Annotated in this window: 14 protein-coding genes and 1 pseudogene; 7 read left to right on the top strand and 8 right to left on the bottom strand. The window is 66.3% G+C overall.

From position 1 onward, the window contains the following. Positions 1-176 precede the first annotated feature (176 nt). Complete coding sequence (locus ABH935_RS31895) at positions 177-476, top strand: acyl carrier protein (RefSeq protein ID WP_370381661.1); 300 nt, start codon at positions 177-179, stop codon at positions 474-476. Between the two features lie 26 nt (positions 477-502). Here ABH935_RS31895 and ABH935_RS31890 read toward each other — a convergent pair. The 6 genes and pseudogenes from ABH935_RS31890 to ABH935_RS31865 all read right to left on the bottom strand — a co-directional run. Beyond that, a pseudogene (locus tag ABH935_RS31890) lies at positions 503-697 on the bottom strand (hypothetical protein); the annotation flags it as partial. An 11-nt stretch (positions 698-708) separates the two neighbouring features. Then, entirely contained in the window at positions 709-2,010 is a 1,302-nt protein-coding gene (locus ABH935_RS31885; RefSeq protein WP_370381660.1) for an MFS transporter, read from the bottom strand. Between the two features lie 145 nt (positions 2,011-2,155). Next, positions 2,156-3,487: an FAD-binding oxidoreductase gene (locus ABH935_RS31880; protein WP_370381659.1), complete on the bottom strand. Its 1,332-nt coding sequence runs from the start codon at positions 3,485-3,487 to the stop codon at positions 2,156-2,158. Further along, complete coding sequence (locus tag ABH935_RS31875; protein ID WP_370381658.1) at positions 3,487-4,767, bottom strand: condensation domain-containing protein; 1,281 nt, start codon at positions 4,765-4,767, stop codon at positions 3,487-3,489. The genes ABH935_RS31880 and ABH935_RS31875 overlap by 1 nt, the downstream gene beginning before the upstream one ends. A gap of 31 nt (positions 4,768-4,798) precedes the next feature. Next, entirely contained in the window at positions 4,799-6,028 is a 1,230-nt protein-coding gene (locus ABH935_RS31870; protein ID WP_370381657.1) for an aspartate aminotransferase family protein, read from the bottom strand. A gap of 323 nt (positions 6,029-6,351) precedes the next feature. Then, a complete protein-coding gene (locus ABH935_RS31865; RefSeq protein ID WP_370381656.1) occupies positions 6,352-7,236 on the bottom strand; it encodes an aminoacyl--tRNA ligase-related protein in 885 nt (294 codons plus the stop codon). Between the two features lie 332 nt (positions 7,237-7,568). Between ABH935_RS31865 and truD the strand changes: the two genes are divergently transcribed. Together truD and ABH935_RS31855 are read left to right on the top strand one after the other, a co-directional pair. Then, on the top strand, positions 7,569-8,606 hold the full coding sequence (truD, locus tag ABH935_RS31860) for a tRNA pseudouridine(13) synthase TruD (RefSeq protein ID WP_370381655.1): 1,038 nt from the start codon (positions 7,569-7,571) through the stop codon (positions 8,604-8,606). Positions 8,607-8,859: 253 nt separating this feature from the next. Then, complete coding sequence (locus ABH935_RS31855) at positions 8,860-9,729, top strand: hypothetical protein (protein WP_370381654.1); 870 nt, start codon at positions 8,860-8,862, stop codon at positions 9,727-9,729. A gap of 279 nt (positions 9,730-10,008) precedes the next feature. Here the strand turns inward: ABH935_RS31855 and ABH935_RS31850 are convergent, their stop codons facing one another. Next, complete coding sequence (locus ABH935_RS31850) at positions 10,009-10,257, bottom strand: phosphopantetheine-binding protein (RefSeq protein ID WP_370381653.1); 249 nt, start codon at positions 10,255-10,257, stop codon at positions 10,009-10,011. 113 nt (positions 10,258-10,370) lie between these two features. After that, positions 10,371-13,373, bottom strand: a complete 3,003-nt coding sequence (locus ABH935_RS31845; protein WP_370381652.1) for an AMP-binding protein — start codon at positions 13,371-13,373, stop codon at positions 10,371-10,373. Positions 13,374-13,794: 421 nt separating this feature from the next. Here ABH935_RS31845 and mraY point away from each other — a divergent pair, with 421 nt between their 5' ends. The 4 genes from mraY (at position 13,795) to ABH935_RS31825 (ending at position 18,131) form a co-directional block, all read left to right on the top strand. Then, positions 13,795-14,871, top strand: coding sequence for a phospho-N-acetylmuramoyl-pentapeptide-transferase (gene mraY, locus ABH935_RS31840; RefSeq protein WP_370381749.1), 1,077 nt, complete (start codon positions 13,795-13,797; stop codon positions 14,869-14,871). A 538-nt stretch (positions 14,872-15,409) separates the two neighbouring features. Next, a complete protein-coding gene (locus tag ABH935_RS31835; RefSeq protein ID WP_370381651.1) occupies positions 15,410-16,159 on the top strand; it encodes a thioesterase II family protein in 750 nt (249 codons plus the stop codon). Positions 16,160-16,268: 109 nt separating this feature from the next. Then, on the top strand, positions 16,269-17,255 hold the full coding sequence (locus ABH935_RS31830; protein WP_370381650.1) for a trans-aconitate 2-methyltransferase: 987 nt from the start codon (positions 16,269-16,271) through the stop codon (positions 17,253-17,255). A gap of 120 nt (positions 17,256-17,375) precedes the next feature. Further along, positions 17,376-18,131: a 2-keto-4-pentenoate hydratase gene (locus ABH935_RS31825; RefSeq protein ID WP_370381649.1), complete on the top strand. Its 756-nt coding sequence runs from the start codon at positions 17,376-17,378 to the stop codon at positions 18,129-18,131. Positions 18,132-18,145: the final 14 nt, after the last annotated feature.

Raw genomic sequence — 18,145 nt, 5'->3', positions numbered from 1 at the left:
CGGCGAAACCCGAATCCGGAGATCCTGACTGGTGGCAGTATGGGCGGGTCCAAACCCGCGAGTATGGTCACGCATCAAGCCACGATGCTCGGCCGCTATGTGGTCGTCCAGCGACCGCTGGAAGGCTATAAAGTGACCGATGCCTCGCAGTATCGACTGAACCAGCAGGAGATTTCGTGCTCACGGTTGACACGCCACTGTCTGGCGGCGAAGAGTCCTCCGGCTCACTCTGGCTCCGGGTGTTTCGCAGAGTCCTGGAAGACAGCGACGTTGACATAGAAGTAGCCATAGAAGAGGACACGAACTTCTTCAACGTCGGGGGGCATTCGCTCCTTATACCTCTGCTGCTGTCGCGCTACGAGTCCGCATCAGGATGGCGTCCTCCGGCTAGCCTTATCTTCAGGTGCCCGTCGCCGCGCCAGCTCGAGGAAGCCTCAGCCATGCTTCGCGCGGAAGCCGCCGCGGAAGAAGGCTGAGCGGCGGCCCGGGTTCAGCTCCGCAGGCATGCCTCGCCGCCGAAGATCAACAGCCTGGCGTCGGCCAGCGGCTCCACCGGCCACAACGAGGCCAGCGTCGGGACCGTCGAGACCACGGTGATGCCGTTCTCCACCAGCCACGGACCCAGGTTCACGCCGCTGTGCACCAGTGCCCGCGGCGCCGGAACCAGGCACGCGCTGTCGCGCCAGGCCAGCCACATTCCCCGACCGTTCAGAGCCCGTTGAGCGCGGGCACGCCCGACTCCTTGCCGGGCTCGGCGCCGTCCCGCTCCTCGGCGGTCGTGGACGGCACCGGTTCGGACGCGCGCCGCTGTTCCTTGCGTGTGGTCAGGTAGATCGCCGCAGCCCCGACGCCGACGGCGACCATGAAGCAAAGATCGCGGTAGTCGACGTGGTCGATGACCGCGGCGCCGACCGCGATACCCACCGACTGGGGGGCGGTGATCGACAGGTCCACCACGCCGCCGACCCGGCCCATCATGGCGTTCGGTGTGCTCTTCTGGGTGATGGTCATCGCCCCCACGAACACCCAAGGCATGCCTAGCCCGAAGAACACCGCGGCGACCAGAACGACCGCCGAGACCGGGACCGCGGACAGCAGGCTGAACGCGGTCATCGCTGCCAGCCCGGTCACGGTCAGCAGACCGTCGCCGATCCGCCGCGCGATCCGGCCGGCCGTGAACCCGCCCACCAGTCCGCCGACGCCCTGCATGCTCACCATCAGACCGACCCAGCTGGGTTTGTGGTGCAGCCCGACGGTGGCGATCTGCAAGTCGATGGTCTCGTAGAAGCTCATGAAGAACACCGTGACCGCCAGGGCGAAGCACATCTGGCGTAGAACCGGAGCGCTCGCGACATACCTGAAGCCGGTGGCGATGTCCGCGGTCCACCGGCGCCGGTCGGCCGGGCCATCCTCCTGCCCCGGCTCGGTGTCGGCCGACGCCTCGGCCTCGTCGACCCGGACTCCGAGCAACAAGCTGGCGGCCACGAGGAAGGTGCCCATGTCGACCAGTACGACAGCGTGCGCGCCGAGCCAGGAGAGCAGACCGACGCCGACCAGCGGGGTGATCAGGCGCATGCCCTGGGTCGTGGTCTGCTGGACCGCGTTCGCGTCGGCGAGCAGGTCCTCGGGGACGATCTTCGTGATCAGGGCCTGCTGGGCACCGAAGCTCATCGGGCCGGAGATACCGTAAAAGAAGGCCACCACGTAGATGATCCAGACCTGGTCGCGGCTGTGTACCGCCAGCATGGCCGCCACCAGGACAGCGGTGCCGAGGTAGGTGCCGATCAGCAGCCGTTTGCGGCGCACTCGGTCGACGATGACGCCTGTCAGGGGCAAACACAGCGCGCCGAGGATTGGCATGAGAAACGTCACGCCGGACTCGCCGGTGGAGCCGGTGAGGATCTTGACCCACACCGCGAGAGCGATGTAAAGAGCATAGTCGCCGAAGGTCGAGATCGCGCTCGCCAGATAGAACGCGCGGACGCGCGAGTCGGACATCACAACTTTCACAGTTCTATTCTTTCCCCAGTTCGATGGCAGATCCGCTATCGCAGTGTCCGTAGATGTTTATCACGGGATGGCGCCCATCGGGTGCGCGCTGAGCTGGTCCACCCCGACCCGGCGAGCACTCGGTCCGCGAGCGGTCCGCCCGATCTCATTGCGCCGGAGCGCTCAGGTAGCCGGGGAAACGGCCTTCGGGATCGCGGGCGGCTCGGATCCGCTGGAACTTCGACCAGGCCGCGTCGGACATGATCCGGTCGGGACGCACGGTGAAGTCGCTGTCCCCGAGATAGCAGCCGGCTGAGTACGGCGCCAGCCGGTCCATGGTGGCGTCCAGCCACGAGCGGCACCGGTCGTCGTCAGCTGGGTCCCGGCTGATGACGTACGCGGCGAAGTACAGGTCCGGACGTACTGACAAGGCCATATCCGGCAGGTCCGGCGAGTCCTGGGGTCTGAAGTCGCCCAGAATGGTGAACGTGTTGGGGGTGGGCAGGTCGCAGAAGGCCGGCGCCAGTTCCGCGATCACGTCCGAAGCAGCCCCGGCGAGATAGGCGTTGTCCACGAAGTAGCGGTGGCTTTCGGGATTGGCGCGCGCGTGCTCAGCGAAGAGATCGCGGATGTCCACCTGCCGAGCCGGTGTGTAGGCCAGCGCCTTGCCAGCTACGGGGCAGGTGTCCAGCGCCGCCAGCGAAGACGGGCCGCCGTCGAAGGACAGGCCGTCGACGATCAGCGCCGGAGTGTCCAGGGCCGGCGGGGTGGCTCCGACAGCGACTAGCGCCACCGACGAAGGCACATCCTGTCGGACGGAGTGAAACCAGGTCAGCACCTCTGACGCCAGCTCGGCGGGATAGACGTAGCCCGAACGCGTCAGACTCCGGTACCGGGGGCGAGTGTGCAGCCGGAACGCGGTGACCACACCGAAGAAGCCGGGGCCCGACCCGCGGGCCGCCCAGAAGAGATCAGCGTTCTCCGTTTCGGAACACCGGACCAGTTCCCCCGAAGCGGTCACCACGTCCATCGACGCGATGGACTCCGCGGAGAATCCCCAGCCTCGGCAGTTCCAGCCCATCCCGCCTTGGAGAAGGAACCCGCCCATGGCCACGGTGGGATGGTGGCCGACGGCGAAGAACCGGTCGTGCCCGGCGAGGAACGGGTCGAGGTCCAATCCGCCGCGCACCCCCGGACCGACCGTCGCGATGCCGGTTGCGGCGTCGTAGAGCATGTCCTTGAGCAGAGCCAGATCGATGAGCAACGCGTCCTCGCGCAGCGACCAGGCGGCCCAGCTGTGGCCACCGGAGCGGACCGCGACCTGCCAGCCCTCCGCCGCGGCCAGCTTCACCCCGGCCACGACGTCGGCGGCGTCCGCGGCGCGCAGCACTGCCGCCGGGCTCCGGGCCGGTCGGCGATGGTTGAAGACGCCCGACAGGGCGGCGTCGGCGATCGCGGGATCGCGGCCATGCCGGAAATCGCCGGTGAAAGATATCATCAGGCCCCGCTTCCGGCCGCCTGCAGGAACCCCTCGGCCGATCGGACGAGGGCGGCGACAGTGTCCCGGGAGAACATGTTCTCGTCGTACCGCACGCTCACGTGCGGGGCCGAATCGTCCAGGCGCCACGCGAAGATGAGGGAATCGCTCATGAACGTTCCGACCGGCATCTCCAACGGGACGAATTCGGCTCGGGTGCCGGCCAGGAGCGAAGTCCCCATGGTCTCCACCTTCTGGTTGAGTGTCACATGGACGTCGCATCCCCTGCTCATGGACACGAGTTCTTCGTTCCAATACCTTCCGGCTGCCTGCAGCGGAAGAAGGTGCTCGAAAACGTCGAGACCGTGGGTGAAGACTTCGCGCACCGTTTCCAGCGGATCGCTTCGACGGTTTCGCAGACGCAAGGGGGCGCCCAGTGCGAACTGGCCGAGCATCGCGGACGTACCCGGCATCAGACGGCCATGGTGAACGGTGTCGAGCCCGACGTCCGTCGCGCCGCTCACCTCCTGCAGGGCTGCCAGGACAGACGCGTTCACCACCGCGGACGACGTCGCTCGGACGTACCTGGCGGCGTTACCGACGCGCACGCTCAGGTCCGCCGGCAACGGCTGCTCAACGAAGTTCAGCGAAGGCTCGGCACTCGGCTCGCCCACGGACGGGAACAGGGGAGGATAAAGCCCGTGTGCCTCGGTGTAGGACAGCCAGAAGGCCTTACGCTGATAGCCCCACTGCGTGGTCAGCTCGTGGCGTAGCAGCGTGGCGTAATTCTGGTAGGACTTGTCGCGTACCGAGTCGGAAGTGATCGCCTCACCGGCGACGGCGCGCGCGTAGAGCTCGCCGAATTCCTTCACGAGAAGGCCCCAGGAACTGTGATCAGTGATGATGTGGTCCAATGCGATCCCGAAAAGATGTCGTCGGTCGTCGCGGCGCACGACAACGATACGCGACAGTCCCACAGCGTCGAGCCGGAAAGGGGTCCCGAGGATCCGGTGCATGACCTCGATCGCTTCAGTGTCCGTGTCGGCGGTGTGGAACTCCACGTCGCTCAGCACATCGTCATACGTCCACGCATCGTCCGGCGACGCGTACGCCCGGCGCATAACGTCGTGACGCAGACACAAGGCCCGCCAGGCGTCCCGGACCGCGGGGAGGTCCAGGCCCCCGGTCAGCCACACCGCGCAGAAGACCAGATTGTGCCAACCATCGAACTCCCCCGTCAGCCGCGCCTCCTCGACGAGCGAAGTCGGCCCCGGGGTGGCCGCAGCTCGACCCATGATCATCTCCCTTCCTCGGTGTTAGGGCTTTGTTGCCTCAGTTGAGATGGGAGACAGCCGCACAGAGCTTGTCGACGAGTTCCATCGCCTCGTCGGTGGTGATCGTCAACGGGGGCGCGATTCGCACCACCGAACGCTCGTCGCGCACCAGCAGGCCGCCCCGGACGGCCTCCGCGGCGATGACTCCCGCCGACTCCGGGCCGTCAGCCTCGATAGCGATGACTAAGCCCAGTCCGCGGACGTCGGCGATCCTGGGGTGCTCCCCGAAGGCGGCCTTGAGGCCGTCCAGGATTCCGGCGCCCTGGACGGCCGAGTTCTCCACGAGCTTCTCCTCGGCGATGATGTCGAGGACGGTGTTCGCGACCGTGCTGGCGACCGCGTGACCACCGGTCGTGTGCCCGTAGCGGAGTCCCTGGGGGACCGACAAGTTCCGGAAAGTCTCCTTGATCGCAGACCTGGCCGTCACCGCGGCCAGCGGTATCAGGCCGCCGCTGAGCCCCTTGCTCATGATGACGATGTCTGGGGTGATCTCCGCGTGGTCGAACCCGAACATCCGGCCGGTCCGGCCGAACCCGCAGAACACCTCGTCCAGAATAAGCAGCGTTCCGTGCCGGTCGCACAGCTGCCGGAGCCCGGCGAGGAATCCGTCGGGGAGCACGAGGCAGCCGCCAAGGCCGAGCAGCGGCTCGACGACGACTGCGGCGGCGGGTGTGCCGTTCTCCAGCGTCTGGGAGAAGCGCGCGAGCAGTGTCTCGGCGCCTTCCGCCGTGCGCAGCGCGCGGGGCGATTCCGGCGTGGCCACCTGGTTGACCGGGAACCGGTCCTTCCACTCGTTCACGGTGAAAGGCAACCCCGACAGCTCCTGGGCGAGGGCCGTGGAGCCGTGGTATCCGGCCTCGAAGGTGACGACGCGGTCGCGGGGCTCGCCGATGTTGTGCCAGTACTGCCAGCAGATCTTGAGCGCCGCCTCGGTTCCCTCCGATCCGCTGTTGAGCAGGAAGGTCTCGCCCAAGTCGCCCGGAAGCAGCTCGGCGAGCCGTGCGGCGAGAGTCTGGGCGGGCTCGTGGCTCGCGGCCATCGGGTCGTAGTGGGCCAGCCGTTGCATCTGCTGGGTCGCGGCCTCGACGAGCCGGGGATGGCCGTGACCGCAGGACGCGTTCAGGACGCCCGAGATGCCGTCCAGGTACCAGGTCCCTTCTGCGTCACGGACCCGGCTTCCCTTCGCCTCGACGATGTGCAGCGTGGAGGCCGGCTCACTGACGGGCATCCAGGGCCGCCATAGCGGACTCGTGGAAATGGATCGGCTCACGTTTTGTGCCCTCCAAGGGTGAGGTCGTCGGGAATGCCGAAAGGGAACGCACCGGCGCACCTCGTGCAGCGGACCCGGGCATGGCGCCTGTGACATCCGGCGGCGCCGTGTCGGGCCACAGAGGTGCGGATCTCGAAGTGGTTGGGTGACAAGGACCGAAGCAGGGCTGGTCGCACCTGCCGTACGAAGCAGCCCTTTGTACCTGTGCGAGCCTGTTCCGAGGTACTGGTATCCATCAGGGCCGGAGCACGGATGAGCCGCTGCCTGGCGCCGCGGGGCGGTCACGCGGCGAGCGCCTCGTCGCAGCCGGCATGCAGCACCGCCATCGCGAGGCGTTCGAGCCCGAACCCGATGCACGCGCTGTGGGCCGGGCCGCCCTCCGGCAGCCGCACGCCGAACGTCTCCCCGAAGTGGGATTTGTGGCAGTTGGCTGAGACCACCGCCTGCCGCACCCCGTCGGCCACCGGCGCGGCCAGCTCGAACTTGAGCTCCTGGGCGCGCTGGCTGCCTGAGAGCAGCTTCGCCCCGGTGCCGAAGAAGGGATCCGTGGCTGCCTCCACGGTCACGTCAAGCCCCAGCTCCGTCAACCAGCGGCTGGCGCGCTCCCGCCATCGGTCGCGGAACTCGATACAGGCCTTTGGTTCGCCGACATACACCAGTTCACGCATGCGGAAGGAACGCAGCCTTCCCGGCTCTGAGGTCGCTTCGTGCCGGTAGCACCAGGACTCCACCGCGAAGCGTGCGGGCAGCGCTTCGGGCTGTGCGGAGAGGAACGGGTAGACGTGGTAGCAGGCCGCTGGAGTGAGTACCACGTCGGCGATCGTCTGAGTCTCGTGCCACAATCCGCCCGGTACCGCCGCGGTGCGCCGGGTGAGCCAGTCTGTCGCGTCGCCGCCGTAGTTGTGCACGGAACCGAGCAGGTGTGGGAACTCGCGGACGTACCCGGACCGTTCGACCACCTCTCGCGGCAGCACCGGGGGAGCGGTGAGCGCCGTGAAATCCTCGGCCGCGGCGATCTCTTCGATGGCCGCGCGCAGCTTCGCGACGATGCGCTCGAACGCCTCCGGAAACAGCGTCACGCCCGGCGCAGAAGTGGCCGAGAGAAGGGCTTGTGCTGCACTGCTGATCATCGATTGCTTCCTCGTAACCTCGGGGGAGTAAACCATTGAGCCGTCCGCGGTACGGCGGCGCTGTCGCACGAACCAGGATGAGAACCAACAGTTCCTCGCTCCGCAGCCGCCGCGCCTCGGCGCTCTCGCAGCCACCCACAAGGATGCCGCCGTACCGTCGGGGACGAGATCCTGACTCGTGTCAGTACAGACGCTTCTCGCCGGGCCAATAGTGTGACTCCTGTTTGAAGATCGCCAGCTGTCGCATGGATATGGCTCGATTCTCCGAGATGCTGCGTCCCGCCAACATGGACGCCACCAGCATGATGACCAGTGTTCATCCGATCCCCTTTTCTGATCACCGGAGGCATACTTGTGGGAGGGCTGCTGTGAGTGGCGATATCAGGGTGAAGCACCTGCCCGAGGATTTCCTGGTTCGCGAAAGCACAGCGATTCGCTGCGTTTCGCCGAACGATGCCCGGTATCGCCTCTACCTGCTCCGCAAGTGCGGTTATACGACCTTCGAGGCAGTGGAATGGATAGCGGAATCGGTCGGGATACCACAATCAGAGGTCGGCTATTGCGGACTGAAGGATGAGGACGGCGTCACTGAGCAGGTGATATCGGTGCCGATCGGGCTCGGCGATCCGGCGGATCGGCTGACTGCGGCCGGCGGCGACCGCTGGATGCGTTTCCTGCGCTACGGTGAGAGTGCCGCGCCGCTTCGGATCGGGGAGCTGGAAGGGAATAGCTTCAAAATCGTCCTCCGGAATCTCGATCCCCGGCAGGGCGAAAAGGGTCTGTTGGCGGCCAAGAAGGTGATTCTCTACTTCCTCAACTATTTCGACACGCAGCGGTTCGGTGTACCGGGAGGGCCGAAGGTCGCCCATCTCATCGGCGCGGCGCTGTCGGACGGACAGTGGGCGAAGGCTCGGGAACTGCTGGCCTCCTCGGGGTCCGGCGAAGCGGCGGCCGCCAGGGAATGGACCGGCGCGGACGCCGACTTCTTCGCCGAGTTGGACGGGCGGGTGACATCGTTCTTCCTCGCCGCGCACGCGTCGCAGCAGTGGAATCGGACGCTGGCCGAGCAGGTGGAGAAGTGCCTGCCAGACGCGCGCCGGGTGGACGTCGAGGGCATCGGTTTCACCTACGCGCGGGAAGTCGGCGACTGCGTGAGCGTCCTCGCCGCGCAGCCCGCCATCCCGATCACCCGCTACACCGTGCGTGACGGTGTCGTGAAGGAACGGCGATCCGTGCGCGCGGCAGTGGTGCAGACCGTCATCGAGATCGACGACCGGCGATCGGACGAGCATTTTCCGGGGCGGATGCGGGCGGAATTGAGCTTCTTCCTGCCTTCGGGATCGTACGCCACCGCGGCTGTGCGTCAGCTGACCACCTTGATGAGCGATCGCGACGATCGCACATGAGTTCAGAGCGGGAGATGGCGTACATCGAGGAACATCTCTGCGGAACCGGCTGCAAGGCCCGGTAATCCCGCCGCCTCGCACCGCGCCCGCTCTGACGTGGCCTGAGGCGGCGCTCATCGACCGGAGTTCCGGGCACAAGCCCGGAACGAGGGGGACGCGCCGCCTCAGGTTCCCGACATTTCCGCGGCGGACGGCGACCGGGTCGCCCCTCCCGCTGCTTCCCGTCGCCATTTCCCAACAGAAAGCGCCATAGATGACTGAGAACGCCGCGCCCCGTTCCGTGACGCCCGTGCCCCTGCCGCCCATCGCCGAGCCGTTCGGCCTGCCCTTCTACTGCGGTGCGCTGCACAGCCTCGGCGTTGACTACCTGGTCGACAAGGCATCCGCGGCGAAGGTCCTGGGCCGTCTCCACCCGCGCCTGGACCCAGCCGAATTCGACGGTCGCGCGTGCGTTTCGATCAACTACATGACCTTCTTCGCACAGTACGGCGACGGCTCCAGCATCACCGAGGAAGTAGAGATCAGCATCGTTGCGTACCCGCGTGGGCAGGGGCATCGAATAGCCACCGTGTCGTACCCGGAGTATGTCTCGGGTGTCGATCAGAGCAAGCTGCTCGGCATCGGCAGGATCCACGTGCTCTGTGACAACACGGTCGCGATCGAAGCCGGAACCAAGCTTTTCGCGGAGCCAAAGCGCCCGGCGCGATTCACCGCGAACATGCCGTCGCTCAATGGCTCGCACACGGATCCCTGGCGTATCCGTGTGCTGGACGCCGACCTGGCCGACGACGGGACGGTCACCCCTGGAGGGGAACTGCTGTTCACCATTTACGCGCGATTGGCCGGCCTGGTCGGTGCTCCGGTGAACAACACACCCGTCACCGGCTACGGAACCGACCCGGAGGGTCGTCTCCTGAGCAGTCGGCTCAGCGTGTACCATCCTTTTCAGTTTTACCCGCTGAATCCCGAAACGGCGAAACTGGTCTCAGTGCACGTGGCGGACAGGGGCTCACCCGTGGGCGAAGACCTCGCGATGCTGATCGACGGCCTTGATCCAGCCGGTGCGTGGACCTACCAGTCTCCTCCGGTCCTCGCCCACAATCGGCCCTACTACCTGCCGTAGCGCACGTCGTCGCAGGGCCGGCTACCACCGCTGAACCGGTGCCTACCCAGGGGGAGCCGGGGTAGGCGACAGGTGGATGACCGCTCTGCCGCTGGACCGCCACGGTGGCCATCGTGCGGGTGTGGCGTATCGCCTGCTCCCCTGGGGGACGGCCCGACCAACTCGGCGCTGTTCCGCGGCATCGGAAGGCCGCCGCATCCGAGCGACCCGGACTTGCCGTCCCGTCGTACCCGAGGAGGTCTCGTACCGGTTGGCACAGAATCCGCTCAGTCGCGGGAGTCAGGCGCCCTGCTCCCCGATGAACGCCGACAGGCTCTGCGGTGAGGCGTGCTCGAAGATCTGGCGCAGCCGGAGGTCCAGGCCCAGGACGTCGTAGACCCTGCCGACGATCTCCAGCACGTGTATGGACGTGCCCCCGACATCGAAGAGGTCCGAGGTCTCGTCGATGTCGTCCATCTTGAGCACATCGCGCCAGATCGTGGTGAGCGCCGCCGTACGGTCTGTCACATTCGCGTATTCGGTGTTCATCGGTGAAAGCTCCTTGAATCGGCTGGGACTCCGGCTCGCGTGCTCGGCTGGCTCGGTCTCTTTGCTGAAGCGGACTTCGTCTCCTGCGTGTGTGCCGGTGGATCAGCGACGGTTCAGCCCTCTGATCCATGGGCCGTGCCCTCCGTATCCAGCAGTCGGGCGATCACTCCCGCGCTGACGCGCCCGGCTGTGGACGCGGTCACCAGGGCGGAGTCATAGGCGACCTGGACTCCTGACGCGACGCCGTCTTCCGCGATCAGCTCGACGAACAGCGGAGCGGCGAGGTGCTGGTACGGGAGGTCGATCGGATCCACGGCGCAGTCACCGAGCTGGAGCTGCGCGGCGGGGGAGTCCTGCACCGCTGCGATGACCTGGTACAAGGTCTGCCCGGTCTGTCCGGCGGCCCGGGCCACCTCGGCGATGGAAAGGTCGCTGTTGCGCAGGGCGGCCTGGACGGCACCCGCGGCGTGGGCCGTGGCGTCGCCGGCGCCGTCTGTCCGCAGCCTGACACACATCATGTTGATCAAGCACGCGACGGTGTCCTGCAGTGCGGGGGTCGACCGCTGGGAAATCGGAATGCCGATGGTGACGTCCTCGGCGCCGGTGACATCGACCAGCGTCTCGCCGAGCGCAGCTATGAACCGCGCGAGCAGGCCACTGCCGATGGCGCGGCGGCCGACGAGATCTGCCTCCGCCGCTGTCAAGGGCACATCGATCCGCTTCACGCCGCTGTCCGCGCACAGCGTGGGAGTGATCCACGGTGCGGGACCGGCCGGTATCCCGGCCAACTCGGTCGCCCAGTACTCCCGCTGCTTCGCGAGCTTGGCCAAGCTGCGGACTCGTTCGGTTTCCGCGTACACCGCCGACGGTACGGTCGCTGCGTGGGCGAACCGCGGCTCGCAGCCCGCACACCGGGCACGGTACGCCTCCGCCACATCCTCCACGAGGATTCGCACCGACCATCCGTCAAAGGCGATGTGGTGTACGGATACACCCAGGAGATGCTGCTCGCGCTCTTTAAGCCGGCAGAGCACGGCACGCCAGACGTTCCCTTCGAACAACGAGAAGGGTGTGTCAAGCGTGGACTGGAGCAATGGGAGAGCACTCTCCTCGGTCGGAGCCTCCAGGTACTCGATCGTGATCGGGCGTTCGGCGCGATTCCAGGTCGCCCGATCGGCGAAGGCGTAGCGGCCCTGAAGGTAGCTGTGTCGGTGCTGGACGTCCTGGAGTGCCTCGGCAAACCGGTCGACATCGAGCGGGCCAGAGACACGCCAGGCCAGCTGGGCATGGTTCTGCGCGTCATTGCCGTCCAGATGCTGGAACAGGAACGCGGATTGCATTCCGGTCAAGGGCGACGATGCGGCCGGGCCGGCCGCATCGGCACTTACGGGCGGCACCGTCACCGGCTGCTCGGCGATCCAGGCCCGCATCATGCTCACCGACGGATGACTGATCACGACGGACGCGGGAACGCTGAGACCGGTTACCCGGCTTAGCGCCCTGCACAGACGGACCGCGCTCAGCGACGTGCCGCCCAGGTCGAACAGAGAAGCTTCGGGATCCACGTGGGCTCCACCGAGAACTTCGGCGAACGCGGCTCCGACGGGATCGCTCGCATCGCTGTCTCCATGAGCGGACATCACCTTGGCTGCGGCAGCGTGCAGCGCGACCGTGTCCAGCTTCCCATTGCCAGTCAGCGGAAACGCCGTCAACCGGACTACAATATCCGGGGCCCACCCCGGGGGGAGACTGTTTCGCAGCGTGTTCTTCAGACTTCCCTCGTCGAAGTGATTGCCGGCCGGGACGACCGCGAGGGCGATCGACTCTGGTCGGCGCGAAGGACCGAGCAACGGGACCACAGCGCACTGCGCGACTCCGTCGAAAGCGGATGCCGTCCGCTCGATCTGTCCGGCATCGATACGGTTTCCACGAATCTTCAGCTCGCGGTCCCGACGGCCTGCGAACGTGAACACCCCATCAGCGGTTTTGGCCCCGTAGTCCCCAGTACGATAGATCCGTAGACGGCGGCCTCCGATGAGCACCTGGACGAACTTGGCCGCGGTCGACACCTCGTCGCCGAGGTATCCGGGAGACACCCCGTCGCCGGAAACACAGAGCTCCCCGACCTCATCCGGGCCGCACTCGCGCTCACCGTCAAGTATGTGTACGCCGGTTCTCGGTACCGGCCTGCCGAGCGGGATGGCGCCGCGTGTGTCGTCGGACGTCACCCGGTGTACCAGTGCGAAGCACGTCGATTCGGCGGGACCGTAGCCGTTGAATAGAGGGATGCCGGGGTGCCTGGCCAGGAACCGTGCGACATGCGCAGAGGAGAGCTCTTCGCCACCGACGTAGACGACGCGAAGGTCGTCGAACGCCGACGCATCCTCGTCGACTAGGACGTGGAAGAGGGACGTGGTGAAGAAGACGGAATTGACACCGCGGTCGGTGATCTCCCTGCGGAGCTCTTCGGGGGCGAGCGCCCTGTGCTTCCGGAGTACGGATACGCCGCCGTTCAGCAGCGGTCCCCAGACCTCGAACGGAAGGGCGTCCCAGGCGGACGACCCCAAGTGCGGCATCACCGTCTGGTCGTCGAAGTACGCCAGCCGCTGCTCCCCGACGAACAGCCGTACAGTCGCGTCGTGCGTCGAGAGCACCGCCTTCGGCTCACCGGTGCTCCCCGAAGTGAAGAAGATCGTTGCCACATCCCCACCTTCGACGGGGGCGGCTTCCCGGGCGGAGTCCGCGAAGACGAAGGGCTCGTCGAAGACCGGCAGCTCGATCTCGTGGCGGAAGCAGCCACTGACCCGGCCAGGCCCGGCGACCGAGAAGGCACCGCCGAGTACCTCGTCGATCCTTCGGAGACGCTGCACACTCCACTCTTGGTCCATGACCGAATAAGCGGCGCCGAGCTTCAGTACACCGACGGCGGTGGCGATCAGGGTCGGCGACGTCTCAAACTGGAGGGCGACGATGCTGCCGGCAAGGACGCCCGCCGCCGCGAGATGGTCGGCGATGGCGTCGGACCACGCGTCGAGTCGGCCTCGGCTGATGATGCCATCGCCGTGGATGAGCGCAGGGTGTTCCGGATCCGCCAGAGCAAGATCGTGCAGAATCATGTGGATGGATGTAGCGCTCATATCTCATACACCCTTCCATTCTTGTAAGAATCCTCGCTCGCGCATTCGTCAGGACAAGTGATAACGATCCGCTGCGCCGTCGCGCGTGTGGAAACAGCCATCCAGCGATGGATGACACGGGGCAGTCTAGGCTGGAGGGCCCGGCATCGCCCCTGACACGTGCCAGCAGCCGACACTGAAATGATTCCAGCAACCATCCACAAACCATCTTGTGCTCGAACCGTTCGATGGCCGTCGCGGCCTGACGGAGATCTGGATGCTCGAACGCGGGCACGGCATGTCGATTGTCACAGGCCGCTGATTGAGGTCTGCCGGTGCGACGCAGGATCGCAAAGCCCTATGCTTGCGCCTCGTGCCACGCGCTTTCCGCGTGGTCGTGCCCGTATTGGAGATCAGTGCCTTGAGAGCAGTCCTGTTCGCCACCGTCATTGGCCTGGCCCTCTCGCTGGTCGGCACACCGCTGGCGATCCGCTTCTTCGCGCGTCGCGGTTATGGACAAGAGATCAAGGACGTTCTGCGGTCGCATCAGGTCAAACGCGGCACGCCCACCATGGGCGGCACGGTGATTGTGCTGGCGGCGCTGGTCGCGTATTTCCTCACCAAGCTGCTGACCGCGAAGGTGCCGACTGCTTCGGGATTGCTGGTGCTATTCCTGACCGCGGGGCTCGGCATGGTCGGATTCGTGGACGATTTCATCAAGATCTTCAGGCAGCGATCGCTCGGTCTGCGCGCCCGCGCGAAACTGATCGGTCAGCTCATGGTCATCATTCCCTTCGCGTGGCTCTCCCTGCGCCAGCCGAACGCCAGGGGTCTGACACCGGCCAGCGACCACGTGTCGTTCCTGACGGACATCAGCTGGCTCGGCCTCGGATCGGTCCTTTTCGTGGTCTTCGCCTACTTCGTCATCGCGGGCTGGTCGAATGCGGTGAACCTCACCGACGGTATGGACGGCTTGGCCACCGGCGCCTCCGTGATGGCGTTCGCGGCGTACGCGGTGATCGGCGTGTGGCAATACGGCCAGCCCTGCGGTTCGCACGTGACCGCCGGCTGCTACCAGGTACGCGATCCGCTGGACCTGGCCATTGTTGCCGCCGCGCTGATGGGTGCATGCTTCGGCTTTCTGTGGTGGAACGCCACCCCCGCCAAGATCTTCATGGGCGATACCGGCGCGCTCGCCCTCGGCGGTGCCTTCGCGGGCCTGTCGATCTGTTCGCGCACCGAGCTGCTCGCACCGGTGATCGGCGGACTATTCCTGATGGAGCTGCTGGCGGTGATGACCCAGGTCGGCTACTTCAAGCTGTCCAGGCGGATTACAGGCACGGGCAAGCGCGTGTTCAAGATGACGCCGATCCACTTCCACTTCGACCTACTCGGCTGGTCCGAGGCGAACGTCGTCATCCGCTTCTGGCTTATCGCCGGAGGCTGTGTCGCGTTGGGGCTCGGCGTGTTCTACGGCGGGTTCGCCGCCACGAAGTGATCTTCTCGGCGCGCCGGTCCCAGCGGCGGCTTCATCTGCGGGCAGGGCTCTTCCACTGAAGGCGCGGCCTGTCGCTGTGACTTGGTGCCTGGGAACAATGCGCGGAAGGGTCGATCGGGCGTCATGCCGCAGTCCCGACGCGGCGGCCCGATGGCCCCATTCCGTTCGTGAGCCGGCCCGAACGACTCCGCGACCTCACCGTGGCAGAAGACGCACCGCGGGCCCACATCGCCCCTGCTCCTTCCCACCGGCATGCGCGGCCGACGGCTTTGAGAATCCGTGTGCGAAGGAGATCCTGGCCGGTGTCAGTACGGCCGCCATCCAGCCGTGCAGTAGCGTTTCTCATGGATCTTGGTACCCGGCCGCTTTGAGTTCGCTCCAGAACCGACGCTCAAAGCCGGGGCCGTCATGGCACCGCGCGCCGATGTGATCGCTTCAGCGTGCACGCGTCACCTCAGCGTACTACCCGGGGGCCGTCCGATCACCGCAGCTCTCAACCACCGGCCGAAGCTCAATCAGCAAGGAGGCGAACCAGCCGATGACCAATGCGACAACGGGCAGGTGGTTCTTGCGTACGCCGCTGGCCGAGTCGTCGGCGCGGGTGTTCTGCATCCCCTACGCGGGCTGCGGGGCGAGTATGTACCGCCGTTGGCCCGAGACTTACCGCGGTGTCGACCTGTGCCGCCTGCAGCTGCCAGGGAGGGAGAACCGCTTCACCGAGCCGATCATGGCCACCTATCAGGAGCTGGCGCAGGCGCTGGCGGACGCCGTCGAGCCCTACCTCGATGTCCCGTATGCCTTCTTCGGCCACTGCAGTTCCGCGCTTGCGGCCTACGAGACGTCCGCGGAGATCGAGCGGCGCGGCTGGCGGAGGCCGGACCGCCTGTTCGTCTCCTCGCAGGTCGCGCCGCAGGACGGCCCGGTCAATCGATGGTTTTCCCTGGACCGGTCCGAGCTCAAGGACGAACTGGACGAATTGACCGTCGCGATGGGCGGTACACCGATACCCGATCTCACCGAGCTTTTCGTGGACGTCCTGGAGGCGGACATAGCCGTGAACAAGCGGTACGTCATGCCGAACCCGCGACGGCTGGCGACGCCGATCACCAGCATCGGGTGGAGCCAGGACATTGAGGTCGATCATCGGCTCATGGGGGGATGGACGGCTTGTGGGGACACCCGATCCGTGCTCCTCGACGGGTCTCACGAGCGCTTCATCGAAGGACCGTCAGAGCTCTTCGAGACGTTCGCCATGGGCCTGCAGGTCCTGGAGACGAAGACCGGCTGACGGCGGCAACGGCGAACCGCGCGGGCCGACAGCCATGGCGTCCCGCCGACGTCCGAGTATGGAAGCAGGCGACCCCCTGCGAACCACCCACCGGTGATCAGGAGCTGATATGGGCTTGGGGCACGACCGTGATGTGGCAGCGGATCTGGCCGCGTACACCGCACTCCTCGAGATCGCGGACAACCTCGGACTCTCCAAGGTCTTGGACGCGGCGCGGCCCTTCACGCTCGCCGAACTGGCGGCCGCCGCAGGGGTGACTGAACCGATGGTGAGCGACTTCCTGACCGCGCTCCTGGCGGCGGGCCTCGTCGAGCCGGGCACGAGCCCCGAGCATTTTGTACCGTGCCCCGACATGGCTGAGCACAGATACCAGGCGGGGTATCTGGCCTGGTCGCTGAACGCGAACCGGCCCTATATCGACCACGGCGCCGAATTCCTCCGCGATGCCGAGGCGGCGGGCTCTTTGTACCAGCGAGTCGGACGCACCGTGGCCGTCACTTCCCGCTGGATCGGGACGAAGGGCTTCTACCCCGTCGTCCACGAGGAGATTATCGGCCGCGAGCCCCAGCGGATCGTCGATCTCGGCGCGGGAGCTGGTGCGCTGCTGATCGACCTGCTGACGGCTGCGCCGACGGCCAGCGGCCTGGCGTTGGACATCAGCGCCGGGGCGTGCGAAGAGGCCGAGCGTGCCGCCCGTGACGCCGGTGTGGACGACCGGCTCCAGGTCGTGAACCGGTCCATCGAGTCGTTGGCTGACGATCCGTCCCCACTGTTCGGCGCGGACGTGGTGCATACAGGCTTCGTGCTGCACGACGTCGTGAACCAGCCGGAACTGATCGGCCGCGTTCTGCGCGCCTGCCGGGAGTCGCTGAGCGAACACGGGTGTTTCGTGGCCGCGGACGCCGTGTCCTACGCGAACGATGAACGAGAGCGTGCTTATAGCGCGCTTTTCACCTATCTACATCGGGCCTCTATGGGGGTCAGGCTGCCCTCTGAGCAGGCCTGGCTCGCACTCTTCCGGGCCGCGGGATACCGCGAGGTGACCTGCCGGCCACTGCGGACACCCGGAACCAGGTTGTTCGTCGCCACTGTCTGACGAGTCCGGCGCGGACGCGGCGTTTCCTCAATACCCTCATTGCCTGATCATGGATATGACGAACTCGATATCGGAGCAGATGTCGTGAACCTTCCGCACAAGCCGTCGGTCTATCGGGCTTTGGCGGCCGAACTCCGTGACGCCAGAGTCCAGCGCCGCCCGATGCAGCCCATCACCTCGCGCTATCCGAGCCTGGCGTTCGAGGAGGCGTCGGCGATTCAGCACGAGCTGCGGGAGTTGGAGACCGCGGACGGCGCCGTTCTCGTCGGACACAAGATCGGTGCCACGAGCACAGCGATCCAGGAGATGTTCGGTATCGACCATCCCGACTTCGGCTTCCTCACCGACCGGATGCTGCTCCGAAGCAGTGCGGTGCTCACCATCGACCACTTCATCGCACCGTTGGTCGAAGCGGAGATCGCGTTTCGCATGGCGACGGATTTGGCCGGCGAGGATGTCACAGCTCAGCACGTCCTGACCGCCACGGCGGAAGTGTTCCCGGTACTCGAGGTGCTCGACAGCCGGATCGCCGACTGGAAGATCCAGCTCGGCGACACGGTGGCGGACAACGCCTCGTGCGCAGTGGTCGTTATGGGCGAGCCAGTGCCCGTGACCCGGGCCGACCTGGCAGCGGAGACCATGGTCCTGGAAGTGGACGGCCAGGTGGTGCGAGGGAACGGCGCGGCGGTGCTCGGCCACCCGGCAGAGTCTGTCGCCTTCCTCGTGCGGATGCTGGCAGCCCAGGGCCGTGGGCTGAGAGCTGATGAGCTGGTGCTGGCAGGTGCGTGGGCTTCCGCCCTCACGCTTCGTGCCGGCAGCCGCGCCCGAGCGGTCTTCGAGAATCTGGGTTCGGTTTCGTTGTCGGTCCACCAGTAGCAGTATCCAGAATG

It is taken from the genome of Catenulispora sp. GAS73 (assembly GCF_041262085.1).
GTDB lineage: Bacteria > Actinomycetota > Actinomycetes > Streptomycetales > Catenulisporaceae > Catenulispora.
The sequence above is the reverse complement of the archived record's forward strand: the minus strand, read 5'-3'. Positions and strand labels throughout refer to the sequence as shown.